This is a genomic window from Hahella sp. HN01 (genome assembly GCF_018986435.1).
Lineage (GTDB): Bacteria > Pseudomonadota > Gammaproteobacteria > Pseudomonadales > Oleiphilaceae > Hahella.
Genome location: NZ_JAHMIN010000003.1, coordinates 86,680 through 111,743, shown reverse-complemented (window position 1 = coordinate 111,743; position 25,064 = coordinate 86,680). Strand labels below are relative to the sequence as shown.

Here is a 25,064-nt window from a genome sequence, read left to right as displayed (position 1 = left end):
TTTCGCGACAGCAGGCGAACGGGACGCAAATCCCGCTCGCCTAAGCCCGATTAGAATATCCGATTAAGTCCGTTTAACGCCGCCACCCGATAAGCTTCCGCCATCGTGGGGTAATTGAAGGTGGTGTTAACAAAATACTCGATGGTATTCAGTTCACCAGGCTGATTCATGATGGCCTGCCCGATGTGTACGATCTCGGAGGCCTGATCTCCGAAGCAATGAATGCCCAGCAACTCCATTGTTTCCCGATGGAATAGCAGTTTCAGCATACCCACCGTGTCGCCGGTAATCTGCGCGCGGGCCAAATCCTTGAAAAACGCCTGCCCTACTTCATAAGGCACCTTGGCCTCAGTCAGTTCTGCTTCCGTGCGACCGACAGAGCTAATTTCAGGAATCGTATAAATCCCGGTAGGCACATCGGTAATAAAGCGGAAGAAATCATCCTTAACTATCTCTGAGGACGCAGAACGCCCTTGGTCATAGGCGGCGCTTGCCAGGCTGGGCCAGCCAATCACGTCGCCCGCCGCGAATACATGCGGGATCTTGGTGCGGTAGTGATTATCCACCGCCAACTGGCCGCGAGCGTTGGGCTCCAGCCCAATATTCTCCAGCCCCAGATTATCTGTGTTGCCGGTGCGCCCGTTACACCAGAGGAAGGCGTCGGCGCGAATACGCTTGCCGGATTTCATCGTCAACACAACGCCATGATCATCCCCGACCACGCTATCGTATTGCTCGTTATGGCGCACCAGCACCCCGTTATCCCTCAGGTGATAACTCAATGCGTCGGAAATTTCTCCGTCAAGGAAAGACAATAAACGCTCGCCGGGATTAATAAGGTCCACTTTAACGCCCAACCCGACGAAAATGGAGGCGTACTCACAGCCTATCACCCCTGCTCCGTAGATAATCAGGGTTCTAGGCGTATGACTCAGCTTGAGAATACTATCGCTGTTATAGATACGACGATGAGTGAAGTCTACGTCTTCAGGCAGATAGGGCCTGGAGCCTGTCGCGATAACGACCTGCTTGCCATACAAGACTTCTTTACCGTTCAGACCGCCCCGCACTTCGATACGATTCTCATCAATGAAACTGGCGCGACCGCGATACAGGTCTACTCTGTTGCGGGCGTAAAACTGCGTACGAATTTTGACCTGCTTACCAATCACTCGCTCCGCATTCTGCAAGACTCTGGGGAAAGAAAACCAGCGCGGCTCCCCGATATCCCGGAACATAGTATTGGTATTGAACTGGATGATTTGCTTGACTGCGTGACGCAACGCTTTCGACGGAATCGTCCCCATATGGGTGCAGTTGCCGCCAACCTGACTCTTATCCTCAATCACTGCAACGCGCTTGCCGTGCTTCGCAGCATTCATCGCCGCGCCTTCGCCAGCCGGCCCGGCGCCAATTACAACCACATCATAACGATATTCAGCCATGCGCTGTCGGTCTCCTGAAATCCTATCCCGCCGGATTGCAGCCGCCGCAGGCCGCCAGACGGAACATCTTTATAATTTAATACTTAAGTCGCGACGTCAGATAAACGCACCGTCGCGTGCGACAACTCAATCACAATCCGCAGAACGCCATCGAGACATTCGCGGACTTGCTTCTATAAGGTAAGAGCTCACCCCTTACGGGTGGCGTCGTATGCGAGATCTTCAGCCTGCGCCTGAGATTGCTTGGCGGCAGCTTCCGTCTCTTTTTCACACTTGTTTTTATCGCCTCCGCAAATATCGCAGGCGACTTCCATTCCCAAGGCGCTCATACCGCCGCATGAACCTGAGATGGGCTTGCGGCCTAGGATAACGCCGATGGACATGGCCACAACGATGAGCAGCATGACGCCGAAAACAACAAGAAACACATACATCGCTCTACTCCTCCAATCGTTTGATACGTTTCAAAAACGCGGGGGACGTTTCTTCTACAAACTTACCGTCCCGCCGGACAATAAACAACACAGCGATATCGTTTTTGACCGCAACATCCATACCTTGTTCCGGCCCCATTACCATAAAGGAGGTCGCCAACGCGTCCGCGCGCGCCACCGTATCGTCGATAACGGTTACCGAGGCGAGATTGTGGTCAATCGGCTTGCCAGTGCGGGGGTCAATGGTATGGGAATAACGAACGCCATCTTCTTCGAAGTAATTACGATAGTCTCCGGAAGTGGCTACCGCGCCCCTGTCCATTTCCACCACGTTTTGCGCCCGCCTTTCGCCCACTACCGGCGATTCTATGGCGATCCGCCATGGCTGACCATCAGGCTTGTGGCCACTCAGCATGACTTCGCCGCCAACCTCGACCAGATAATCAGTAACGCCCTGCGACTCCAGGTATTTAGCAGCCAGATCAACGGAATAGCCTTTGGCGACGGCGGAGAGATCAACGTACATCGCCGTCTCTTTGAGAACCTTATCGCCGTCCGCCTGGTATTTGAGGTGCTGGTAGCCGACTTTGGACAACTCGCTGGAAAGCGTGGCGTCATCCGGAATCTTAATTGGACGAAGATCAGGACCAAAGCCCCACAGATTCACCAGCTTACCCACTGTGATATCAAAAGCGCCGCCACTGATATCGCTGACGCCTTGCGCAATTTGAAAGACTTCAAATGACTCAGGCGAGAAATCAAACCAGCTTCCAGGTTCAGATTGATTAAAGCGGCTTAATTCCGATTCGGGCTTATACGTCGACATCAGGCGATCAACCAGCTGCAATTGCGCCAATACGCCCTGCGCCAGCTCCTGCTCCGACTTGCTCGAATCAGAAGCCCATTTGACATGATAGGTCGTACCCATGATTTTGCCCTCAGAAGAGTGCAATTCCGGGCCAGAATGAAAGCAGCCCGCCAATGCGAGACTGCTGGAGAGCAGTAAAGCACTGGCGGGCTTTCTGATTTTGAGGAACGCAGAAATAATATTAACCACCAAAGTCGTCTAGCAGAATATTCTCGTCCTCAACACCCAGGTCTTTCAGCATTTTGATAACCGCCGCATTCATCATGGGCGGTCCGCACATGTAGAACTCACAATCTTCCGGCGCTGGATGCTCCTTGAGATAGTTTTCATACAACACGTTGTGAATGAAACCTTTGTAGCCCGTCCAGTTGTCGTCAGGCAGCGGATCGGAAAGAGCCACATGCCATTGGAAGTTGTCATTCTCCGCAGCCAGACCGTCAAAGTCGTCAACGTAGAACATTTCACGACGGCTACGAGCGCCATACCAGAAGGACATTTTACGACTGGTCTTAAGACGCTTCAGCTGATCGAAAATGTGCGCACGCATTGGAGCCATACCAGCGCCGCCGCCAACGAACACCATCTCCGCATCAGTCTCTTTAGCAAAGAACTCACCGAAGGGTCCGTATACCGTTACCTTATCGCCTGGCTTCAACGAGAATACCCATGAAGACATTTGTCCGGGCGGGAAGTTGGTGCCTGGAGGAGGCGTCGCGATACGGATGTTGAACTTCAGTACGCCGCGCTCTTCCGGATAGTTCGCCATGGAGTATGCGCGAATCACCGGCTCTTTAACGACAGAACGGAAGCGCCACAGGTTGTGCTTGTCCCAGTCTTCGCGGAAACGCTCTTCGATTTCAAACTTATCGAAGGTCACGTCGTAAGCTGGCGTCTCAAGCTGAACGTAACCACCCGCGCGGAAGTCAACAACTTCGCCATCCGGCAGTTTCAATACAAGCTCTTTGATGAAAGTAGCGACATTATGGTTAGACACCACCTCGCACTCCCACTTCTTGACGCCGAAGACTTCTTCCGGCACTTCAATTTTCATGTCCTGCTTAACAGCAACCTGACAGGACAAGCGCCAGCCTTCCTTCTCTTCACGACGCGTAAAGTGCGCTCTCTCCGTCGGCAACATGGAGCCGCCGCCGTCGAAAACCTTACATTTACACTGCGCGCAGCTACCGCCGCCGCCGCAGGCGGACGACAGGAACACGCCCTCTCCAGCCAAAGTTTGCAGCAACTTGCCGCCAGCTGGCGTTTTGATTGTGTGATTGGGATCGCCGTTCACCTCAATGGTGACGTCGCCCGAGCTGACCAGTCTTGCGCGCGCCGCCAAGATCACCGCCACCAGTGATAGCACTATGGCGGTGAACATGACTACGCCCAATATGATTTCAGTGTTCATTTGTTATTAACCTTCACCTGTTCGGACCGATTACAGAGAAATGCCTGAGAAAGACATAAAACCAAGCGACATCAGACCTACGGTGATGAAGGTGATGCCCAGACCACGCAGACCTTCAGGAACGTCACTGTATTTCAGCTTCTCTCTAATACCGGCCAAAGCGATGATCGCCAACGCCCAGCCCAGCCCAGCGCCGAAACCGTACACCAGACTCTCTCCGAATGTGTAATCACGCTCAACCATGAACAGGGAGGCGCCCATGATCGCACAGTTAACGGTAATCAGCGGGAGAAACACACCCAGCGCGTTATAGAGCGCGGGGAAGAATTTATCCAGCACCATCTCCAGTATCTGTACGATAGCGGCGATAACGCCGATGTAAGTCAGCAACCCAAGGAAACTCAGGTCAACATTAGGCAGTCCCGCCCAGCTCAATGCGCCTTCGCGCAACAAGCCATTATAAATGGCGTTGTTAACAGGCACGGTCACAGCCAGTACGACGACAACCGCAATACCGAGACCTATAGCCGCTTCCATCTTTTTGGACAAAGCCAGGAACGTACACATCCCCAGAAAGAAGGCCAAGGCCATGTTTTCAACGAATACCGCCTTGACAAGGAGGCTCAGATAATGTTCAAACATGCTTAAAACGCCTCCTTAACTTTGTGCGCGGACAGTTTGTACTCCGCCGCTTCCACCTGATCCTTCTTCCAGGAACGCAGCCCCCAGATGATCAAGCCGATAATGAAGAACGCGCTCGGAGGCAGCAGCAACAGGCCGTTTGGCTGGTACCAGCCGCCATTAGCGATGGTGGGAAGAATTTCCACACCGAACAGCTTACCGGCGCCCAGCAGCTCACGCACTGTAGCAACGGTAATCAAGATAGCGCCGTAACCTGCGCCGTTGCCGATACCGTCAAGGAAGCTCAGTACGGGGCCATTCTGCATGGCGAAAGCTTCCGCACGTCCCATTACGATACAGTTGGTGATAATCAGTCCGACGAATACAGACAACTGCTTGCTGATTTCGTAGGCGTAAGCTTTCAACACCTGATCAACCACAATTACCAGCGACGCAATGATGGTCATCTGTACGATGATCCGGATGTTGCTTGGTATCTGTGAGCGTATCAACGCGATAAAGAAGCTGGAGCTCGCTGTTACCAACGACACAGCGATCGCCATTACGATGGACAGCTTAAGGCTGGTGGTGACAGCCAACGCGGAACAGATCCCAAGAATCTGCAGCGCAATCGGGTTATTGGAGAGAATAGGCTCTAGAAGAACTTTCTTCGGCGTTACGTCAGACATTTCCTGCCTCCCCGGATCTTACCTTTTCCAAATACGTTTTGAATCCGCTCTCGCTCAACCAGTAGTGCAGCAGATTTTCCACGCCGCGGCTGGTGAGGCTGGCGCCAGACAATGCGTCAACAGAGTACTTGGCGTCAGATGAAGAAGGATTCACACCGCCCTTAACGAGACGCACTGCAACATCAAAGTTGTCATCGTACACCTCTTTACCAGGCCATTGCGCTTTCCAGTTAGGGTTGTCGACTTCACCGCCCAGACCGGGGGTTTCGCCGTGCTCGTAGAAGCCCAGCCCCACTACGCTGTCGCCATCCGCTTTCAAAGCCAGGAAACCGTACAGCGTCGACCACAGGCCATAGCCTTTGACCGGAAGGATCACGCGAGTCAGCGCGCCATTTTCCTTGACCAGATACACTTTCGCGTAACGCTCGCGACGCTTGATGCTCGCCAGGTCTTCAGAAGAATCCAACACTTTGGACAGTTTCGGGTTCTGCGCAGATTTCTTTTGATCAAACGCGTCTACGCTTTCAAAACCGATGTCCTTGGGCTCCACGTACAAACCAGTATCCAGATCGACAATTTTCGGCGTTATCTGAGCAAACTTCTCTTCCACTTCTTTTTTAGTGGGAGTCGCGCTCAACATGCCCGCCGCGCGGAGAATATTCTCTTTCAGGTTCAGTGTTTTATTCTGAATCTGAACCGGCTTCAGCAGTACGACCGAAGCGGATACAAAGATAGAGCAGACGATACACAGCGCCAGCGCGACGATGACCGTCTTTTGAATTGAATCGTTTGACTTAGACACGCGCCAGCCTCCGTTTGATATTGGCTTGAATCACCAGATGGTCGATAAACGGCGCAAACAAGTTGGCGAACAGAATGGCCAACATGATGCCTTCAGGGAACGCCGGGTTAACCACGCGAATCAATACGGTCATCAGGCCAACCAATATACCGAACGCCCACTTACCGGTATTGGTCATGGATGCGGATACGGGGTCCGTCGCCATGAACATCATACCGAACGCGAAACCGCCCAATACGAAATGCCAGTGTGCAGGCACCTGGAACATCTGGTTAGTGTCGGAACCGATAAAGTTCAACAGAGTTGCAGTCGCGGCCATACCCAGGAAAACGCCAGCGACGATACGCCAGGACGCAATGCCCATGATCAGCAGTACAGCGCCGCCCAACAGAATCGCCAGCGTAGAGGTTTCACCCACACTGCCCTGCTGGAAGCCAAGGAACGCGTCCATCCAGGAAATGTTGGCTGTCAGCGCGTTCAAGCCGCCGGAAGCCGCCACACCCAGAGGCGTCGCGCCACTGAAACCGTCAACAGCGGTCCAGACCGCGTCACCGGAAATCTGCGCAGGATAAGCGAAGTACAGGAAAGCGCGCCCAGTCAACGCCGGGTTCAGGAAGTTTTTACCTGTGCCGCCGAATACCTCTTTACCGATCACTACGCCAAAGCTAATGCCCAGCGCCACTTGCCACAATGGAATGGTTGGAGGACAGGTCAGCGCGAACAGAATAGAGGTTACGAAGAAACCTTCGTTAACTTCATGCTTTCTGATCGTCGCAAACACCACTTCCCAGAATCCGCCCACAGCAAAGGTGACCGCATAGATAGGAAGGAAGTAAACCGCGCCATAAATGAAATTATCCCAGATGCTGGCGGGGTTATTACCGGCGAGCATGGCGATAATCGCGCCGTGCCAGTCCATATCCATGGTCAGGCCATTAGCCGCGAGGTAGGTGTTGGACTGGTAGCCCACGTTGTACATGCCGAAGAACATGGCCGGGAATACGCAGAACCACACCGTAATCATGATGCGCTTCAAGTCAACGCCGTCACGCACGTGCGTGTTGGCGCTGGTTACTTTGGAAGGCGTATAGAAGATGGTGTCGACGGCTTCGTACAGCGCGTACCACTTCTCATACTTGCCGCCTTTTTCAAATTGCGGCTCGATTTTGTCAAGAAATTCTCTCATTCCCATGCATCAACCCTCTTTCTCAATGCGAGTGAGGCTATCGCGAAGAATAGGACCGTATTCATATTTACCCGGACACACGAAGGTGCAGAGGGAAAGGTCTTCTTCATCCAGCTCCAGACAACCCAGCTTTTGCGCCATTTCTGTGTCGCCGACAATCAGAGAGCGCAGTAGTTGTGTTGGAAGAATGTCCAACGGCATCACCTTTTCATACGAACCAACGGGGACCATGGCCCGCTCGCTGCCGTTCGTAGTGGTGGTGAAGTTGAACAACTTGCCCGGGTTGAGCTTGGAAAGATAAATATTCAACAAGGAGAATTTATTGGAGCCCGGTGACAACCAGCCCATAAATTCACGCTTGTAGCCTTCTTCAAGGCAGGATATTTGATTGGCGTAACGCCCCAGGAAAGCCACGCTGCCTTTCGCGTTACGTCCACCCAGTACGGAACCGGAAATCAGACGCACATCGGAAGACTTCAGTTCGCCTTCAGTCAGCTGGGTTAGCGATGCGCCCGCACGGGTGCGCAGCAGGCGAGGCTTATTGACCATAGGGCCAGCCAATGCAACCACTCTCTCCACAGACTTACGTCCGGAGGTGAACAGGCGACCAATAGCGATTACGTCCTGATAACCAATGGTCCAGACAAACTTGGACGCGTTCACAGGATCAAGGTAATGGATATGGGTGCCTGCCAGACCAGCGGGGTGTGGGCCGTCAAACTGTTCCTGCACGGCGTTGGAGCCGTTAGGCAGATCGAAGCTGACGCCAGCGCGGGCGCAGACGAAGACTTTGCCGCGGGTCAGTTTGCCCAGAACAGTCAAGCCGTTTTTAAAGTCGGCCTTGGCTTCGTTGATAATGACCGCCGGATCAGCGCTCAATGGGTGGGAGTCCATCGCCGTTACGAAGATGGAGTGAGGCTCAGCGTCAATGGCAGGAGCCTTGCTGTACGGACGCGTTCTCAACGCAGCCCAATCTCCAGAAGCGATCAGGTTTTCAGCAACCTGCTCGCGAGACAAATTGGGCAGTTCCTCGGGGCTGTATTGAGCAAACTGCTCATATTCGTCCCCTTCAACGTCGATAACAATCGACTGAAACACCCTACGTTCGCCTCGGTTCACCGCTGACACTATACCGCTCGCTGGCGAAGTGTAACGGACGCCTTCCGTCTTTTTATCAGTAAATAGAAGCTGGCCGCACTTAACACGATCGCCTACCTTTACTTCCATGGTAGGTTTCATGCCGTTGTAGTCAAATCCGATTAAAGCAACCTGGTTTACAGGCTTACCATCTTCAATGACCTGTGCAGGCGCTCCGGCTATCGGAAGATCCAAGCCTTTCTTGATCTTGATCATCAGCCCCGCCTAATCATCAGAATAAATTGATTTACAGCCACCACGAATGCGCTCTTGTGATTGGAATTTAGGATTGCCCTTGTTGGAGGGATGCACAGGATGGCCGACCAAAAAACGCCATAATTATAGTGACGCAAATCCGGATTTTCTACTACGCCGGGCGAGCTTATACGGCCAATCCCCTATTTTTTCAGCGAATTCAGTCATTCAGCGGCCCCGCTGCGGTTTATTACCATCGGATTACAATTATTCAGGCGCATTTCCCAGGAAATACGGCCCCCACACATCCTTAGACTTTAGTATTAGAGCGCTCGCTCAACCGCTCAATATTTCCGCACCAACAAAAAAGGCGAGCACATTGGCCCGCCTTTTAAACCAGTTGGTCAACCTTTCAGGATTGATCCGACAATGGCTCGTTTATCCCATTGTTTTGGGGTAGACAGCATAGGTAACGCCCGCCATCTGGTTCACAACGCGAACCACCTGCGCGCTATATCCAGCTTCGTTATCGTACCAAACATACAACACGGCGCGATTGCCATTGACGATAGTCGCCTGCGCGTCGACTACGCCTGCGCGACGAGAACCAACAAAGTCAGTGGACACCACTTCCGGCGAGTTGACGAAGTCAATCTGCTTCTGCAGATCAGAGTGCAGAGACACGTCACGGAGATAGCCGTTCAGTTCTTCCACTGATGTATCGCGACCCAAGTTCAGGTTCAGGATAGCCAGCGACACGTTTGGCGTTGGCACGCGGATGGCGTTGCCGGTCAGCTTACCAGCCAGCTCAGGCAGCGCTTTGGCGACAGCCTTGGCGGCGCCGGTTTCCGTGATAACCATGTTCAGAGGCGCGCTGCGTCCGCGGCGGCTGCCCTTGTGGTAGTTATCGATCAGATTCTGGTCGTTGGTATAGGAGTGAACGGTTTCCACGTGGCCGTCTTTGATGCCGTACTCGTCATTCAGCGCTTTCAGCACCGGCGTGATGGCGTTGGTCGTACAGGAAGCCGCGGAAAGAATACGATCTTCCGCAGTGATCAAATGGTTGTTGATGCCGTATACGATGTTCTTGATGGAGCCTTTGCCCGGCGCAGTCAACAACACGCCCTTGACGCCTTTGCACTCCAGGTGACGGGACAGGCCGGCCTCATCGCGCCATACGCCTGTATTGTCGATAACAATCGCGTTATCGATGCCATACTGGGTGTAATCCACTGCATCCGGGTTATTCGCGTAAATAACCTGAATGTAGTTGCCGTTAGCGATGATGGCGGATTCTTTCTCGTCCACGGTGATCGTGCCCTGGAAGGAACCGTGTACGGAATCGCGACGCAGCAGGCTGGCGCGTTTTTCCAGATCATTGTCCGCATTGCCTTTGCGCACGACAATTGCGCGTAAGCGCAGGTTCGCGCCGCCACCGGCTTTCTCGATAAGAATTCTCGCCAACAAACGTCCAATACGTCCGAAACCGAACAGCACGACGTCTTTGCTTTCTCCGGAAGTCCCCATACTTCCTTCGGCGGTGCATTTCCCAACTACTTCATCCAGCTCGCTGCGCACGAAATCTTCCAGCGCAACTGTATCTTTTATTTTTTCATATTTAATAGCGAGCTTGCCGATATCTACGTGAGCGTGCCCAAGTTCCAGCTCGTCCAGCAACTTTAATATAGGATAAGTGTTGTGCACGGACAGTTCATGATCAGCTACCTGACGCACAAAACGGTGCGCTTTTAACAGGCCGATCACTGAACGGTTGATGATTGGGCGACCATATATGGATGTGATGACGTTATATTTTCTGTACAGTCTTCCGATAAGGGGAATCATCGCTTCAGCGACGGTTTCGCGTTCCTTCCATTCCCCAAAACAAGCATCCAATTTTTCTTGACTCACTTTTATGCACCTCTCGTCTGCGCAAATCGGGCGCTCATTATCCCTTTTCAAAACATCCGAAGCAATTTAGGCTCCTTGATTTTTAACGCTTTCCAAGGCGTTTCAGGGCCCTTACACAAGTGGACTGGCTATCACGTTTTCGGGGTTTGGTTGTGATTTTACGAAACAATTGTAGAATGCCCCTTGACTTTAAGGTGGAGATATAAAGTTGACAGAGCGGCGCCAACTTCCTTCAAATTCAACGACTATCAAGTACTGGCCTCAGGCCGTCGGACAGTCAGACGCTTACATTCTGGCGCAGGCGCTCAAAGAGCAAAAACGCCTGTTGGTGGTAATAACACCAGATATGCCCTCGGCGGATCAGCTCGAATCAGCGGTGAAATTTTTTTTAGGGGACGTGAAAAAAAATGAGAACACGCCCCCAATTTTGACCTTACCGGACTGGGAAACCCTTCCTTACGATACTTTTTCGCCTCACCAGGACATTATTTCCCAGCGTATTCAGACCCTGCATAAACTACCGACCTGCGCCAGCGGCCTGCTTATTGTCCCGCTCAGCACCATCATGGTGCGTCTGGCGCCAAAGGAGTTTGTGCAACGCTCCACCCTGATCCTGCGCAAAGGCCAGCCGCTCAGGATAAACAGTTATAGATCCGAGCTGGAGCAAGCGGGTTACCGCTGCGTCGATACGGTTTATGAACACGGGGAGTTTGCCGTCAGAGGGTCGATTTTCGACATATTCCCGATGGGCTCCAAAGCGCCTTATCGTATTGACCTGTTTGACGAAGAAGTCGAAACCCTGCGCCAGTTTGATCCAGAGACTCAGCGCTCCGCCGGACAGGTGGATGAAATCAGTCTGCTGCCCGCACACGAGTTTCCACTTAACGACGCATCTATCCAGTTATTCAAAGACAACTTCTACGAGAAGTTTCCCGGCGCGTCCCGCAACATTCCTTTGCTGCAAGACATAAGCCGAGGCATCGCCACGCCCGGGCTGGAGTACTACCTCACTCTATTTTTTACTGAGACCGCCAGCCTGCTGGATTATGTGGCCAAAGACGCCTGCTTCGCCCTTTATGATGGGCTGCACGAAAAAGCGCTGCATTTCTGGAAAGACCTTGAGCAGCGTTACGAAGATTTGCGTCACGACATTCAGCGGCCCCTCTTACCGCCAGCGGATATTTATCTGCGGGTTGATGAGCTGTTTGAGGGACTGAAGCAATTCCCGCGCGCGCAATTCAGCGCCAAGTCCGAGGAAACGGACAAGCCGTTCTCTCCCCTTCCCCACCTGGCTCTGGACGCCAAAAAGGAAAACCCGTTACAGGCTATTGACTGCGCCCAGCAGGACAGCGGTTACAAGATAGTCTTGTGCGCGGAGTCCGCCGGTCGCCAGCAAGCGCTGATGGATACATTCAAGGAGCACGGCAGACCACTGAACTTGTTAGAGTCCTGGGAAGCATGCCTGAGTTCCACCGACCAGTGGAATATCACGGTGGCGGAGCTGGCGAAAGGGTTCGCTGACAACGAAAACCGGATTCTGGTCGTAGCGGAAGCAGACCTGTATGAAGGCAGGGTCCTGCAGCGGAGACGACGCAAACGGACGCAGGAAAGCCCGGAAAACATCATTCAGAACCTGACCGAGCTGAAGCTTAATGCGCCGGTTGTTCACATCGATCACGGCATCGGCCGCTATAAAGGCCTGCAGTCGCTTGAAGTGGATGGCCAGAAGCAGGAGTTTCTGGTGCTGGAATACGCCAACGAAGCCAAGCTTTATGTACCAGTATCCTCTCTGCACCTGATTTCCCGCTATGCCGGCCTTGACGACAATCTGGCGCCGATTAACAAACTCGGTACGGATCGCTGGTCCGCCGCTAAGCGTCAAGCAGCGGAGAAGATTAAAGACAGCGCGGCGGAGCTGCTGGATATTTACGCCAAGCGCGAACTGCACAAAGGCTACGCCTGCCCGCCGCCGGATGAGCATTATCGCGCCTTCTCCGCCGCCTTCCCATTTGAGGAAACGCCGGATCAGGCCACGACGATCAACGCAGTCCTGCAGGACATGATGAAGCCACGCCCCATGGACCGGCTGGTCTGCGGCGATGTAGGCTTCGGCAAAACGGAAGTCGCCATGCGCGCCGCCTTCCTCGCCGCGCATGCAGGACGCCAGGTGGCGATACTTACGCCTACCACGCTGCTTGCGCAACAGCATTTTCAGTCCTTCCAGGACCGTTTCGCCGACACCGCAATCAATGTCGAACTGATTTCCCGCTTCCGCAGCGCCGGCGATATAGAAAAAGTCAAAGACAAACTATCGGAAGGCAAGGTCGACATTCTCGTCGGCACCCATAAACTGCTGCAGAAAGACATCCAGTTTAAGAATCTCGGCTTGCTGATCATCGACGAGGAGCATCGTTTCGGCGTGCAGCAAAAGGAGAAGGTTAAATCTCTGCGCGCCAACATCGATATACTCACACTGACCGCCACGCCGATACCGCGCACCCTGAACCTTTCCTTTCAGGGCGTCCGCGATTTGTCGATTATCGCCACCCCGCCGGAGAAGCGCCTGTCCGTCAAAACCTTCGTACAGGAACACAGCAACAGCATTATCAAAGAAGCCGTGCTGCGGGAAATTTTACGGGGCGGCCAAGTGTTCTGCCTGCACAATGAGGTTAACACTATCAACAAAGCCGCGGCCGAGTTACAGGAGATGGTTCCGGATGCGCGCGTGGCTGTCGCCCATGGCCAGATGCGTGAGCGTGAGCTGGAAAAGGTCATGTCGGATTTTTACCATAAGCGCTTCAATGTGCTGATGTGCACCACCATCATTGAAACCGGTATCGACATCCCCTCCGCCAACACCATTATCATCGAGCGCGCGGATAAATTCGGCCTGGCGCAGTTGCACCAGCTGCGGGGCCGGGTCGGTCGCTCTCATCACCAGGCATACGCCTACCTGTTGACTCCTCCGCCACGCAACCTCACTGAGGACGCCAAGAAAAGGCTGGACGCCATCAGCAGCGCCCAGGATCTCGGCGCCGGGTTCACCCTGGCCACCCACGACCTGGAAATTCGCGGCGCAGGGGAATTGCTTGGCGAAGAGCAAAGCGGGCATATCCAGAACATTGGCTTCACGCTTTATCTGCAATTGTTGGATGCAGCGGTCAAAGCGATGCGCGAGGGCAAAGAGCTGGATCTGACCCAACCTCTCGATCAAGGTTGTGAAGTCAATCTGCGTTTGCCCGCACTGATTCCCGACGACTATCTACCGGATGTTCACAACCGTCTGATCCTGTATAAACGCGTCGCCAGCGCCAAGGATGAGGACGCATTGCAGTCTCTGCAAATTGAGATGATTGACCGCTTTGGCCTCTTGCCTGACGCAACCAAAAATCTGTTCCGCCAGGCTCGTCTGAAATTGACCGCCGACAGGCTGGGCATCGCTCGAATTGATATCGGCGCCAGGGGCGGCGTGATCGAATTCAACGCGAAGACCACCATCGAACCGATCAAACTGGTCAATCTCATCCAGCGTGAACCCAAGCACTACAAATTGGACGGAGGCTCCAAGTTACGCGTCACTCGCTCACTGGAGGACAAGGAAGACCGTATGCAATTCGTGGAAAAACTCCTGAAGTCCTTCGCTCCCGCCCGCGCATAACCCTGCCGGGCGGCCCCGGCGCCAGGGAAATGTAGTATACTTTGTGAGGGTTTGTTGATGGATGGCCACTTCCCCATTGGCGCCATCAACCCGCCCTAGCTTTTATTCCCTGGCGCACGCCTTCCAATCACAAAACAAAAGAAGTTGTCCAAATAAATGCTATTTTGCCGAACACCTCAACTTTGCCCTTTCTCAGCGCGAAGCATTGCACTCTTTCTCACGCTGTTTCTTGGGCTTATGTCTTCCAGCCTGCGCGCCTATGCAGGGCTTTATCAAATCGACCTCATCATGTTCAAAACCCCCGTGCCGGAAGGGGAAGAAAACTTTGAATACTATCCCGTCGATTACAATCCCGAAGCGCCGCTTCTGGTGGATTTCACACCGCTGAGCAGTCTGCAGAAACAGGCGCTCGGCGCAAACCAGACATTGTTAAAGTGGATCGCCAACAACCTTGACCGTCGCTCTGGTTATCAGGTTGTCTGGCATAAATCCTGGGTGTCGAATCTCGCGTACAACCAAGATACGCCCGTGCGTATTTTTGATACGGAAAGATTGGGCGAAGGCTACAGCATAGAGGGCGTGGTGAGCCTGTCACGCACTCGTTACCTGCACACCACGATTGATTTATCCCTGGTGGAGTGGAGGCAAAAGCAGCCAGGCGGCGCCATGGATGACATGTTTACGCCCTTCCCCGAGCAAACGGGCGCCGCCAATGCGCTCACGCCAATGCCGCAAAACACGCCGGAAGCAAAGGTAACCGCACCCGACAGCGAGGAGCCGTTCATGGAAGAGGCCTTCAGAGGACTTGAGCCTGTCGCCCGCTACCGCAACCGACAATCACGCCGCATGCGCAGCGGCGAGGTCCACTATCTGGATCATCCTGTCGTAGGCGTACTGGTGAAAATTATCCCGGTCCGCAATGTGCGCATCCAGACTTCCGTCGACACCGCAGAAGGCAACCTGGCTGGCGAGGACGAGAAAGAGTCGGAAGAAAGCGAAACCGACAGTCCAACGGAAGACTGATATAACACACCGAAGTTAGACGGCTTTGAGCATCCAATAAAAAAAGCGGGGTAATTTCCCCGCTTTTTTCATTCAACGATCAGCATGTATAACGCACAACGCTGAAGATCAGCTCTCTGCAACCAGCGCCGCCAGCAGCTGCTTCACATACCCCATCCCCTGATCAATCGCCTCATGGATTTCTTCCATGGTGATGATATTTTCGCTGACGCCCGCCGCCGGATTAACGACCAGGGAAATACAGGCATAAGGGACATCCAGCTCGCGCGCCAACGCCGCTTCCGGCATTCCAGTCATACCTACGATGTCACAGCCGTCTTGTTTCATGCGGCGGATTTCCGCCACCGTCTCAAGGCGCGGTCCCTGGGTAGCGCCGTAAACGCCAAAGTTGCTGTGCTTAACGCCCAAGGCGGTCGCCTTTTCACAAATCAGTTTGCGCAGCGCTTCATCATAGGGGTAGCTGAAATCAATATGGGTGACATGCTCGATATCGCCCTGAAAATAAGTATGCTCGCGCCCATAGGTGTAATCGATCACCTGGTCAGGGATGCACACATGGGTCGCCCCCATATCCGGATGAATGCCGCCTACGGCGTTTACCGCCAGGATGCCTTTGGCGCCCGCTTCTTTCAACGCCCAGATATTAGCGCGATAATTCACTTCATGAGGCGGAATTCGGTGCGGATTGCCGTGACGCGCCAAAAACAGCACCTCTTTCCCTTGCAACTGCGCGCGTACGATATCCGCCGAGGGCGCGCCCCAGGGCGTATCAATCTTGTCCTGCCCCTTGATTTCCAGACCTTCCAGCTCAGTCAGTCCAGTGCCTCCAATAATGGCGTACATGTCATTCTCTCCGATCTTGTAAACTTTCTGCTTCTTTCAACACTTTCAGTTGGTCCGGCAAATGCACCGTTTGCGTTGGAAACGCCACTTCCGCGCCGTGCTGCTGAATAATGTCCATCACTTTGATCAACACGTCCTGCTTGACCTCGTGGTACTTGATCCAGTTGGTGGTCTTGGTGAATGTGTAGATAAAGAAGTCCAGAGATGACGCCGCAAAGGCGTTGAAATTGACAATCATGGTCTGGGTTTCATCTATTTCATCGTGCTCCGCCAACATGGCTTTCACCTGCTCCACAATCACCGGCACTTGCTTAAAATCGTCATAGCGAACGCCGATAGTCTCGTAGATACGACGGTGAGTCATTCGGGAAGGGTTCTCCACAGAGATCGTAGTAAAGGTGGAATTGGGCACATACAACGGACGCTTGTCGAAGGTGCGAATACAGGTCAGACGCCAACCGATCTGCTCTACTGTTCCCTCAATGTTTTTGTCTGGAGAACGAATCCAGTCTCCCACAGAGAACGGACGGTCCAGGTAGATCATCAGGCCGCCGAAAAAGTTGGCCAGCAAATCCTTGGCGGCAAAACCCACTGCAATGCCGCCGATACCCCCAAACGCCAACACCCCGGATACGCTGTAACCCAGGGTCTGCATGATAACCAGCGCCCCGGTGATGATGATGGATGCGCGCAGCAGCTTGCTGATCGCCGACATGGTGGTCTTGTCCATGGGCTGTTTCATCTTGTCCGGCGACACCAGAATTTCTTCCGCGCCTCTGACGAAACGGATCAGGAACCAGATAATCAGCACGATGACGCCGATAGCCCGGATAATATCCACCGCCTCAAATACGACCGCACCGGTTTCCCGCTGCGCCACTTCCGCCGCCCAGGAAAGCCCGATCAGCCAGATGAATACCCCAAGCGGCTTGGCGCCGGCGTCCAGGAGCGTGTCATCCCATAAGTTCCGGGTTTTCGCCAGCTGACGCGCAATTCGCGCCGTTATTTTATGGCACAGATAATTGGCGACCAGGGTTACGAAGACGATGAGAAACACCCGCACAATCCAATGCATGGAATCGTCGGCAAACCCCAACCAAGAACTCGCTTCACTCCAGGACACAACTTCCCCCTATCGTTACGTTAGTATGCTATTTCATCGCGTTTATTGACGCAGGCTTTGCGCCAGCTCACGGGCTCGGGCCAGCCTCGCCTGGCCCACCGTCCCTAAAGGGCGTCGTCGCATACTGTCGCGACGGCGCAGTGAATCCTCCGGGAATAATAGATCCTCAGGCAGGGCCTCCAATTTATTGGCGACCTTGAGTAAGCGCTCAGGATTGTTGCACGCCATCAACAAATCACAACCCGCCTGCAGCGCCCTGACAACGCTGGCGCTTTCATCCTCCTCGCCATCCAGATCCGCCCCCTGCATGCCCATATCGTCGCTGATAATGGCGCCCCGATATTGCAAGCGCTCACGCAACACCTGGGTGAGCCAGAAAGCGGACTGACTGGCGGGTGAGGGGTCGCAGGCAGGATAAATGACATGAGCAGGCATCATCGCCTCAACGCCGGCTTCAATCATTTCGATGAAAGGCCGCATGTCCGCGTCCAGTAATTCTTCATAGCTGCGCAAGTCGCGGGCGCTCTCCACATGCGTGTCTTCCGCCACAAAGCCATGTCCTGGGAAGTGCTTGCCTACACCTGCGCAGCCAGCCTCCCCCATCCCGCGCCAGAAGGCGCGCGCCAACGCCGCCGCCATTGCCGGCGTATCACCAAAAGCGCGGTCGGCGATGACTTTGTTTTTGCCATAATCTACATCCAGCACGGGCGCGAAGCTGAAATCCAAGTCAAACTCTCTCAGCTCTATGGCGGTGAGCCAGCCCAGCTCTGTCGCCATTGCCTTGGCTTTAGCGGGGTCTTCTTGGTAGCTTGCGCGCAGTTTTCCTGGGGCCGGCAATAAAGTGCGCCCTTCCCGGAAACGTTGCACCCGACCGCCTTCCTGATCCACACATAAAAGCAGTTCTGGACGTATCGCGCGGATTTGTTTGACCAACGCATCCAGTTGCTGTGGATCGGTGTAATTACGTGCGAAGAATATGACGCCGCCCACGACAGGTCGGCTCAGTAAGTCCTTTTCCTCCGCGCTAACATCCAGCCCTTTAAGATCGATAATCAAAGGACCCAGTTTTGCTGTCTTGCTCATAAGAAATCGCGTATCTGGCTGATTGGATTGAGGCCGCGCGCAGTTTAGCCGTTGATGAGAACGGGAGTTCCAAGGCCGACGCGGTCAAAAAGCCGGATAATATCTTGATTTCGCATCCGAATACAGCCATGTGACAACGGCTCGCCCATAGGCTCGGAGTCTGGAGTTCCATGTAGATAAATGTAGCGACGCATCGTGTCCACATCGCCGCCGCGGTTGAAGCCCTTTTGGGTCCCGCTCAACCACAGAATGCGAGTGAGAATCCAGTCACGTTCAGGGTAGGCCTCAGCAAGCGCCGGGGAATAAGTTTCACCGGTCCAACGGCGGCCGCGAAACACAGCATTAAGCGGCGCCTTTGCGCCAATTTTGGCGCGAATGATATGTTCGCCCCGTGGCGTTTGTCCGCTGCCGTTACGTTCGCCAACGCCCGCTCTGGCGGTGGAAACGGTGAAAGTCTCCACCGCTTTACCTGAATCCAGCAGCGTTAACGTTTGCAATGGTACAGAGATGACAATAGAAAGCGACATGAGGCTCCAGGAGTTGATTGGCGACTGCCCCCAAGGATATTACATCCTCGCCGGGTTTACAGCCGCTCCTGACTTACCCTGCGCTGGCGGCTTCCGTAGAGGTGTGACGCGACTCGTCCGAGGGCGCATTGATGCCCGCAGCCAGGAATGGCACCAGCTGATTGACGATGCCGATCACAGGGGTTTTTACACCCAGTTCTTTCTCGAGAATGCTGCCCAACGCTTCTGAGGAGGACATGGTGAACGCTGTGGCGCCCAGCATAAACTGAATACGCCAGAAACGCTCCACCGCATTCAGCTCTGGCGTAGCGTCCTTCAACAGGCGCATGAACAAACGGAATTCTGTGGAATACTGTTGCTCCAGATACTTGCGCAAATGTCCCTGAGATTGCGTGTAAGCCAGCCCGAGCAGACGCATGAAAATTGAAAGACTCTTGCTGTTCCTGGCTGGAATGTCGATAACGGAGGAAGTAACGATCTGCAGCAGTTCCTCCAGTTCGACTTTGCGACTTTCCGCAACGACGCCCTGAAGTCTATCTCGCAATATGCGGGTGAATGGATTAATGAAGCGTGCGAACACGGCTTGAATCAGCGCGTTCTTGGAACCGAAATGGTAGTTTACCGCAGCCAGATTGACTTTGGCTTTGCTGGTTATCTGCCGCAGTGATGTTTCCGAGAACCCCCGTTCCGCGAATAACTGCTCTGCAGCATCTAAAATCCGATCAACTGTATCTGACTGAGACATGTTTATTCTTCTGACGTACCGCTCCAAACAAGTGTTTGAAACATACGTTTGATAGGCTGGAATGTCAAGTCTGACAACGTTTTATATTGTGCAATTATTGCACACACGATTTTAACGAACCAGATCAGCGGAAAGGACGGTCAAGTTTGCGCTGAATGCAGATAAATTAACAGTCGGAAGTTCCCTTATGCGCCGGCGGGCGTGACTTGCAGCCTCATACCCGCCGGAACCCGAGAGCTCAGTCCATACTGTTGGCGCCAATGCGATGAATCGCCAAGTCCGCTCCCTGATATTCCTCTTCTTCTGATAAGCGTAGTCCAGACAGCTTTTTCACCGCGCCATAGACGACAAATCCGCCTACAAACGCCAGCGCCGCGCCAGTGACCGATCCGACCAGTTGCGACAGGAATGTGACGCCGCCAAGGCCCCCAAATGACTGCAAACCGAAAACGCCCGCCGCCACGCCGCCCCACAAACCACAGACGCCATGTAAGGGCCAAACGCCCAATACATCATCCAGTTTTCGCAGGCGTTTTTGCATGTACTCAAACAGGAAGACAAATAACGCTCCCGCCACTGCGCCGGTAATAAGCGCGCCAATCGGATGCATAATGTCAGATCCCGCGCACACCGCCACCAGCCCGGCCAAAGGGCCGTTGTGTATGAATCCAGGGTCTTTACGTCCTACCAGCATGGACGTCACGATGCCGCCCACCATCGCCATCAGGCTATTAAGCGCGACAAGCCCGCTTACGCCGCCCAGCGTCTGCGCAGACATCACGTTGAAGCCAAACCACCCCACCGTCAGTATCCAGGCGCCCAGCGCAAGAAAAGGAATGTTGGATGGCGCGAAGGCCATGAGCTGACCATTGCGATAGCGGCCGTTTCTCACTCCCAGCAGATACACCGCGGCGAAGGCGATCCAGCCGCCCACAGCATGTACGACGACAGACCCTGCGAAGTCATGAAAAGTTGCTCCAAAACTTTCTTGTAAGAAGTCCTGAAAGCCGAAAGCGCTGTTCCAGGCCATTCCCTCAAATAAGGGATACACCACGCCCACACAGATTGATGCTGCGATTAGCATGGGGTAAAACTTGGCGCGTTCTGCGACGCCTCCGGAAATAATGGCGGGAATCGCCGCGGCGAAAGTCAGCAGGAAGAAGAACTTCACCAGCTCATAACCATTGTTGACGCTCAATTCGGTGGCGCTGGAAAAGAAGTTGACCCCATAGGCGATCTGATAGCCAACGAAGAAGTACGCCAACGTAGACGCGCCGAAATCCGTCATGATTTTCACCAGGGCGTTTACCTGGTTTTTATGGCGCACGGTTCCCACTTCGAGAAATGCAAAGCCGGCGTGCATCGCCAGCACCATAATGGCTCCCAAAAGGATAAACAGGGTGTCGGCGCCTTGCAGCAAGGTCTCCACCGCATTATTCGTATCGTTCATTCCATCTCCTGTTACGCTCTTGCATGGTGCGCCGCTCATCACGACGCACACAAATAGTGCTTTTTATCTTGTTATTGTCGATCCGTCTTAGAGTTAGGCAGTCCCTTGTTTTGGTTTGTTTTTCGCTGAGTTACGACCAAGCATCACATTTACCAGCCGCAACTCGCCGACTAAATCAGCAAATTCCAGACCAAAAACGCACCAACTTAGCACGGCGCACTTTAATGAGACAGAGGCAAATAGACGTTGAAAAACACGCAATAAAAGCGCGCGCACGAACACAGGAATCTGCTCCCTACTTCAGAGAGCAAAGTCTATGGGGAGAGCCGTAGCAGGGATTGAAAGTGAATTTGAGGGAGTAAGGGATAAGTGATAGAGGAAATGAACGACGACGGTCATCAAAGAGCACAGAAAGGCCCACACTCAGGCTTCAGCTAACGCCAGATCCGCAAACTCCGTCTTAATTTTGGCGCTGGCTTCCATGTATTTATTCTTGGTGATCTCAAAAGCCTGCTGAGCCTCCAGCAGGTATTGCAGATAGAGACGAATCGCAGCGACCGTCCGCATGGCTTTGATTAACTGCCCTTGCTGACTCAAAGTGACAAGACGCCGATAGCGTCTGTCCAGCAGACTCTTGCGGTAGGTTGACATCATCAGACATTGATACGCCAAACCGTTGGAGCCTTCCAGCATACGGATGTGGGTGATCGCGCGAAATTCCAACTCTTTTCTCTGACGCACTAACTCACCGTACCCTGCATTCTTGATGAAAAGACGCCGCAGGGGTGGAATAGCCAAGGCGGATAAAGCGACAAAGAAACCAAAAGCGATACCAGCAATCCAGGCGTTAAGCCCACCCTGCCAGCCAATCAGGAATACCGCGAAACTAAGCAGACAGGATAAAAGCCAGAGATCCCTGCGCCGCCGGGCGCTGATCAAATCAATCGTCTGCGGATAGTGCTTGATCGCCAACACGTCATAGTTCATGACTTCAAGCGCCTCACACTCCCGGAGAATCTGAGTAAGTTGATTACGCTGCGCCACGGTCTCCCGATAGCGGCGCTTACGATCCTCTTCACTCTCCGCCGCATCCGCCTTTTTCTGCTCCGCTTTTTTGGCGCTCTGAGCGGGTGGCGCAACGCCGTTGCTTTTAGCCTTAGCTATGTCTTTATTAGCGCGCGGGTCCGACGGCGGCGCTGCAGGTGTTTTTGCAGGAGACTTCGCAGCAGGTTGAGATTCCTTGGCGGCGGGTAGCGTATTGCTCCGGTGTTCCTCCACCGCACGCCGCACTGGGTCCATATCACCGCGCGCCAATGAGCGCAGCGTCTTGGGATCCAGATCAAAATCATTAGGGTTATGTATCTTCATATCGAAAACTATAGAGTAATAACGAGGACGGGTCACCAGCGCCCACTGCGCCAAAACCTCGTCAACCTCAGAGTATTTAGCAATAGACGCGCCAGTCACCTGAATTCATTAGAAAAACCTGCACATTGCTGCGATGCGAGACTTAGCTAGATATGACATACGCCGAGTATTTGGCGAATACGCCCTCCCCTTGCGACAAAACATACCGCTGGGCCGCCTCTTTCGACTCAACAACCCAGAGAAATACGCCTGAAAAGTTAGAAAATACAGCCATGGACGCTTATTATGGCCACCTGCATAAAAAGCATTTACCTCAGCGAAAGGATCAGTCCACCGTGTTTACAGGAATCGTTCAAGGCAAAGCCACACTGCGCAAAGCCGTACGCCGCGAAGGTCTCTACACCTACGATTTTGAGTTCCCTACCGACCAATCTTCAACAGAAACAGGCGCCAGCGTCGCCATCAACGGGACCTGTTTGACGGCGGTGCGCATTGATGGGGCCTACATCGCCTTCGACCTTATGACAGAGACATTGCGCCTGACCAACCTTGGCGATCTCAATGAAGGTGATGAAGTCAATTTCGAGCATGCCGCGCGAATTGGCGATGAAATTGGCGGCCATCTGATGTCAGGGCATATCCATGATGTCGCGGTGCTGACTCATATCGAGCGCACGGAAAATAACGTGGCGCTGGATTTTCAGTTGCCCCTGGAACTGCGCAAGTATGTTTTCGACAAAGGCTTTATTGGCGTTAATGGCGCCAGTCTGACCGTCGGCTCTGTCAGTAAGGACGGGTTCAGAGTGAACCTGATACCGGAAACGCTGCGTGTCACGACTTTCAGCGCCCTGCAACCGGGCGACAAGGTCAACATAGAGGTCGACCCGCAGACGCAAACGCTAGTGGACAGCTTGGAGCGAATGCTGCCCCGTTATCTGGAGAACCTGACTCCCGGCGCCTGATCGCCAGCATTGGATGCGCGCCGCAGTGGCGCGTTTCCCGCTTATCTCCGATAATTATTTTCTATGACTTTTCAATCCGTTCCTTGTGCTTTCCCTGTAGGTAGTTAGAGATCCAAGATGCTGATTATTCCCGCTGAACAGACCATAAACTGGCGCAAGCCCCCGGTCGCCACACTGCTGTTGATCTTCATTAATTTCGCCATATTCTTTTACCTCAGCGGCAAAGATAATCGAGTCTGGCAGGACGCCGCCCATTACTACGAACAAAATCAGATGGTCAAACTGGAGGCGCCGGAATTCGCCGACTATCTGCAGCGCCATATCGGCCTGGGACAAGACAACCGTTTTGAGCTGTCGGCGGCGGCGCGTAAAGCCGTCAACGAGGGACGCGGCGACGAACTGATTCCCTACATGCTGACCGATAGAAAGTTCGTTAACTATCTGATGCAGAACGGGCAGGAGTTCATTGAGCCGGAAGCCTTTGAAACCTGGAAGTCCCAGCGCACTTACCTCCAGGAGCACTATCTCAGCCAGCTCAGTCATCTACAGATGGGGCTTATTCCTGGGGAGATGGAACTGGCGGACTTACTCTCCTATCAATTCCTCCACGGCGGCTTCGGGCATGTTTTCGGCAACATGGTGATGCTGTTTTTACTCGGATTCGCTATTGAACGCATTCTTGGCGCTGCGCTTTATGTCATGGCTTATCTGTTCTGCGGCGTGGTTTCAGGCTTTATTTTCAGCATGGTGGAAGGCGACAGTCTGACGCCGCTGGTGGGCGCATCCGGGGCTGTGTCAGGTCTGATGGGGATGTATGTGGCGCACTACCGGCTGCAGCAAATCCGCTTCTTCGCCTTCCTTTATGTCTACTTCAACTACTTCCGCGCGCCAGCGTTAATCATGCTGCCGGTTTGGGTAGGCAAAGAGCTTTACGAGTACTTCACTTACGTCGACTCCAATGTCGCCTATGTCGCTCACGCCGCGGGACTGGTGGCGGGGGCCGCCATCATCTTCCCCCTGGATCGCCTGGCGCCGAGGGCTGCGCAGGAAATCACTCATTCCCCGGAAGAACAGGACCAGTCCATGCGAGAAGAACTGGCTCGCGCCATGGACGCCGTTGGGCGAGTCGACTTTCAACGGGCTCGGGAACGCTTCAAAGCGTTATGGGAAAAACACCCTGACCACATTGGGATTCAAGAGCAGCTTTTCCATTTATACAAAGTGAAACCGGACACCCAGGAAAGCCTGCAGTTCACCATCACAGTGCTTGAGCACGCGTTAAAGATGCAGGACTTTAATCATGCCTATTTCATCTGGAGCGAGTATCAGAAGTACGCCAAGGAAAACTCTCGTCTGGAAGACAAATATCATTTCCGTATTCTGAACACCTGCCTCAACAACAACCTGATCAAAGAAGCAGAGCAGGTATTTGGCGTAGTGGTGAAAAGCATCAGCAATCCAGAGCTGGTGCGAGAGTGCTACCGCACGTTGATTCAGGCGCTCAAAGCACGGCAAATGGACGTCAAAGCGCAGAAATATGAGCGCGAACTAAAGCAGCTTGAAGGCTAAGAATCTTAAGAACCTGC

21 protein-coding genes are annotated in these 25,064 nt (G+C 53.5%); 4 read left to right on the top strand and 17 right to left on the bottom strand.

Annotation, left to right across the window (positions count from 1 at the left end; genetic code table 11):
* Positions 1-50 precede the first annotated feature (50 nt).
* The 10 genes from sthA to KP814_RS04235 form a co-directional block, all read right to left on the bottom strand.
* Entirely contained in the window at positions 51-1,445 is a 1,395-nt protein-coding gene (gene sthA, locus KP814_RS04280) for a Si-specific NAD(P)(+) transhydrogenase (protein WP_216735585.1), read from the bottom strand.
* A gap of 188 nt (positions 1,446-1,633) precedes the next feature.
* Entirely contained in the window at positions 1,634-1,879 is a 246-nt protein-coding gene (gene nqrM, locus KP814_RS04275; RefSeq protein WP_216735584.1) for a (Na+)-NQR maturation NqrM, read from the bottom strand.
* A gap of 4 nt (positions 1,880-1,883) precedes the next feature.
* Entirely contained in the window at positions 1,884-2,807 is a 924-nt protein-coding gene (locus tag KP814_RS04270) for an FAD:protein FMN transferase (RefSeq protein ID WP_216735583.1), read from the bottom strand.
* A 121-nt stretch (positions 2,808-2,928) separates the two neighbouring features.
* Complete coding sequence (nqrF, locus tag KP814_RS04265; protein ID WP_216735582.1) at positions 2,929-4,155, bottom strand: NADH:ubiquinone reductase (Na(+)-transporting) subunit F; 1,227 nt, start codon at positions 4,153-4,155, stop codon at positions 2,929-2,931.
* 30 nt (positions 4,156-4,185) lie between these two features.
* Positions 4,186-4,797 (bottom strand): NADH:ubiquinone reductase (Na(+)-transporting) subunit E, encoded by a 612-nt coding sequence (gene nqrE, locus KP814_RS04260; RefSeq protein WP_127971532.1) that lies wholly within the window; start codon positions 4,795-4,797, stop codon positions 4,186-4,188.
* Between the two features lie 2 nt (positions 4,798-4,799).
* The gene (locus KP814_RS04255; protein ID WP_127971534.1) at positions 4,800-5,465 is read right to left on the bottom strand and encodes an NADH:ubiquinone reductase (Na(+)-transporting) subunit D; all 666 of its coding nucleotides are present in this window, start codon (positions 5,463-5,465) and stop codon (positions 4,800-4,802) included.
* The gene (locus tag KP814_RS04250) at positions 5,458-6,267 is read right to left on the bottom strand and encodes a Na(+)-translocating NADH-quinone reductase subunit C (RefSeq protein WP_127971536.1); all 810 of its coding nucleotides are present in this window, start codon (positions 6,265-6,267) and stop codon (positions 5,458-5,460) included. The genes KP814_RS04255 and KP814_RS04250 overlap by 8 nt, the downstream gene beginning before the upstream one ends.
* A complete protein-coding gene (locus KP814_RS04245; RefSeq protein ID WP_127971538.1) occupies positions 6,260-7,459 on the bottom strand; it encodes an NADH:ubiquinone reductase (Na(+)-transporting) subunit B in 1,200 nt (399 codons plus the stop codon). Before KP814_RS04245 ends, KP814_RS04250 begins: the two co-directional genes overlap by 8 nt.
* Positions 7,460-7,462: 3 nt before the next feature.
* Complete coding sequence (locus KP814_RS04240; protein ID WP_216735581.1) at positions 7,463-8,806, bottom strand: Na(+)-translocating NADH-quinone reductase subunit A; 1,344 nt, start codon at positions 8,804-8,806, stop codon at positions 7,463-7,465.
* A 417-nt stretch (positions 8,807-9,223) separates the two neighbouring features.
* Positions 9,224-10,696, bottom strand: a complete 1,473-nt coding sequence (locus KP814_RS04235) for a glyceraldehyde-3-phosphate dehydrogenase (protein WP_216735580.1) — start codon at positions 10,694-10,696, stop codon at positions 9,224-9,226.
* 208 nt (positions 10,697-10,904) lie between these two features.
* Between KP814_RS04235 and mfd the strand changes: the two genes are divergently transcribed.
* Both mfd and KP814_RS04225 read left to right on the top strand, forming a co-directional pair.
* Positions 10,905-14,354 (top strand): transcription-repair coupling factor, encoded by a 3,450-nt coding sequence (mfd, locus tag KP814_RS04230; RefSeq protein ID WP_216735579.1) that lies wholly within the window; start codon positions 10,905-10,907, stop codon positions 14,352-14,354.
* Between the two features lie 156 nt (positions 14,355-14,510).
* On the top strand, positions 14,511-15,377 hold the full coding sequence (locus tag KP814_RS04225; RefSeq protein ID WP_256445954.1) for a peptidoglycan binding protein CsiV: 867 nt from the start codon (positions 14,511-14,513) through the stop codon (positions 15,375-15,377).
* A 108-nt stretch (positions 15,378-15,485) separates the two neighbouring features.
* On the opposite strand, the gene KP814_RS04220 is transcribed toward KP814_RS04225, so the two are convergent.
* The 7 genes from KP814_RS04220 to KP814_RS04190 all read right to left on the bottom strand — a co-directional run bounded on the left by KP814_RS04220 (position 15,486) and on the right by KP814_RS04190 (position 22,615).
* Positions 15,486-16,220 (bottom strand): S-methyl-5'-thioinosine phosphorylase, encoded by a 735-nt coding sequence (locus tag KP814_RS04220; protein ID WP_216735577.1) that lies wholly within the window; start codon positions 16,218-16,220, stop codon positions 15,486-15,488.
* A 1-nt stretch (position 16,221) separates the two neighbouring features.
* Positions 16,222-17,343: a mechanosensitive ion channel family protein gene (locus tag KP814_RS04215; protein ID WP_216735576.1), complete on the bottom strand. Its 1,122-nt coding sequence runs from the start codon at positions 17,341-17,343 to the stop codon at positions 16,222-16,224.
* Positions 17,344-17,385: 42 nt separating this feature from the next.
* A complete protein-coding gene (nagZ, locus tag KP814_RS04210) occupies positions 17,386-18,426 on the bottom strand; it encodes a beta-N-acetylhexosaminidase (protein WP_216735575.1) in 1,041 nt (346 codons plus the stop codon).
* 44 nt (positions 18,427-18,470) lie between these two features.
* The gene (locus tag KP814_RS04205) at positions 18,471-18,953 is read right to left on the bottom strand and encodes a L,D-transpeptidase (RefSeq protein ID WP_216735574.1); all 483 of its coding nucleotides are present in this window, start codon (positions 18,951-18,953) and stop codon (positions 18,471-18,473) included.
* Positions 18,954-19,026: 73 nt separating this feature from the next.
* On the bottom strand, positions 19,027-19,698 hold the full coding sequence (locus KP814_RS04200; RefSeq protein ID WP_216735573.1) for a TetR/AcrR family transcriptional regulator: 672 nt from the start codon (positions 19,696-19,698) through the stop codon (positions 19,027-19,029).
* Between the two features lie 238 nt (positions 19,699-19,936).
* Positions 19,937-21,148: an ammonium transporter gene (locus KP814_RS04195; RefSeq protein WP_216735572.1), complete on the bottom strand. Its 1,212-nt coding sequence runs from the start codon at positions 21,146-21,148 to the stop codon at positions 19,937-19,939.
* 423 nt (positions 21,149-21,571) lie between these two features.
* The gene (locus KP814_RS04190) at positions 21,572-22,615 is read right to left on the bottom strand and encodes a hypothetical protein (protein WP_216735571.1); all 1,044 of its coding nucleotides are present in this window, start codon (positions 22,613-22,615) and stop codon (positions 21,572-21,574) included.
* A gap of 173 nt (positions 22,616-22,788) precedes the next feature.
* On the opposite strand from KP814_RS04190, the gene KP814_RS04185 reads away from it, so the two are divergent.
* A complete protein-coding gene (locus KP814_RS04185; protein WP_253938154.1) occupies positions 22,789-23,478 on the top strand; it encodes a riboflavin synthase subunit alpha in 690 nt (229 codons plus the stop codon).
* A gap of 117 nt (positions 23,479-23,595) precedes the next feature.
* Complete coding sequence (locus tag KP814_RS04180) at positions 23,596-25,047, top strand: rhomboid family intramembrane serine protease (RefSeq protein ID WP_216735570.1); 1,452 nt, start codon at positions 23,596-23,598, stop codon at positions 25,045-25,047.
* Positions 25,048-25,064 lie beyond the last annotated feature (17 nt).

Coding starts and splice junctions, on each gene's coding strand:
- sthA (WP_216735585.1), bottom strand. CDS start 1,445: ATGGCTGAATATCGTTATGATGTGGTTGTAATTGGCGCCGGGCCGGCT.
- nqrM (WP_216735584.1), bottom strand. CDS start 1,879: ATGTATGTGTTTCTTGTTGTTTTCGGCGTCATGCTGCTCATCGTTGTG.
- KP814_RS04270 (WP_216735583.1), bottom strand. CDS start 2,807: ATGGGTACGACCTATCATGTCAAATGGGCTTCTGATTCGAGCAAGTCG.
- nqrF (WP_216735582.1), bottom strand. CDS start 4,155: ATGAACACTGAAATCATATTGGGCGTAGTCATGTTCACCGCCATAGTG.
- nqrE (WP_127971532.1), bottom strand. CDS start 4,797: ATGTTTGAACATTATCTGAGCCTCCTTGTCAAGGCGGTATTCGTTGAA.
- KP814_RS04255 (WP_127971534.1), bottom strand. CDS start 5,465: ATGTCTGACGTAACGCCGAAGAAAGTTCTTCTAGAGCCTATTCTCTCC.
- KP814_RS04245 (WP_127971538.1), bottom strand. CDS start 7,459: ATGGGAATGAGAGAATTTCTTGACAAAATCGAGCCGCAATTTGAAAAA.
- KP814_RS04240 (WP_216735581.1), bottom strand. CDS start 8,806: ATGATCAAGATCAAGAAAGGCTTGGATCTTCCGATAGCCGGAGCGCCT.
- KP814_RS04225 (WP_256445954.1), top strand. CDS start 14,511: ATGCTATTTTGCCGAACACCTCAACTTTGCCCTTTCTCAGCGCGAAGC.
- KP814_RS04220 (WP_216735577.1), bottom strand. CDS start 16,220: ATGTACGCCATTATTGGAGGCACTGGACTGACTGAGCTGGAAGGTCTG.
- nagZ (WP_216735575.1), bottom strand. CDS start 18,426: ATGAGCAAGACAGCAAAACTGGGTCCTTTGATTATCGATCTTAAAGGG.
- KP814_RS04205 (WP_216735574.1), bottom strand. CDS start 18,953: ATGTCGCTTTCTATTGTCATCTCTGTACCATTGCAAACGTTAACGCTG.
- KP814_RS04200 (WP_216735573.1), bottom strand. CDS start 19,698: ATGTCTCAGTCAGATACAGTTGATCGGATTTTAGATGCTGCAGAGCAG.
- KP814_RS04195 (WP_216735572.1), bottom strand. CDS start 21,148: ATGAACGATACGAATAATGCGGTGGAGACCTTGCTGCAAGGCGCCGAC.
- KP814_RS04185 (WP_253938154.1), top strand. CDS start 22,789: ATGGACGCTTATTATGGCCACCTGCATAAAAAGCATTTACCTCAGCGA.
- KP814_RS04180 (WP_216735570.1), top strand. CDS start 23,596: ATGCTGATTATTCCCGCTGAACAGACCATAAACTGGCGCAAGCCCCCG.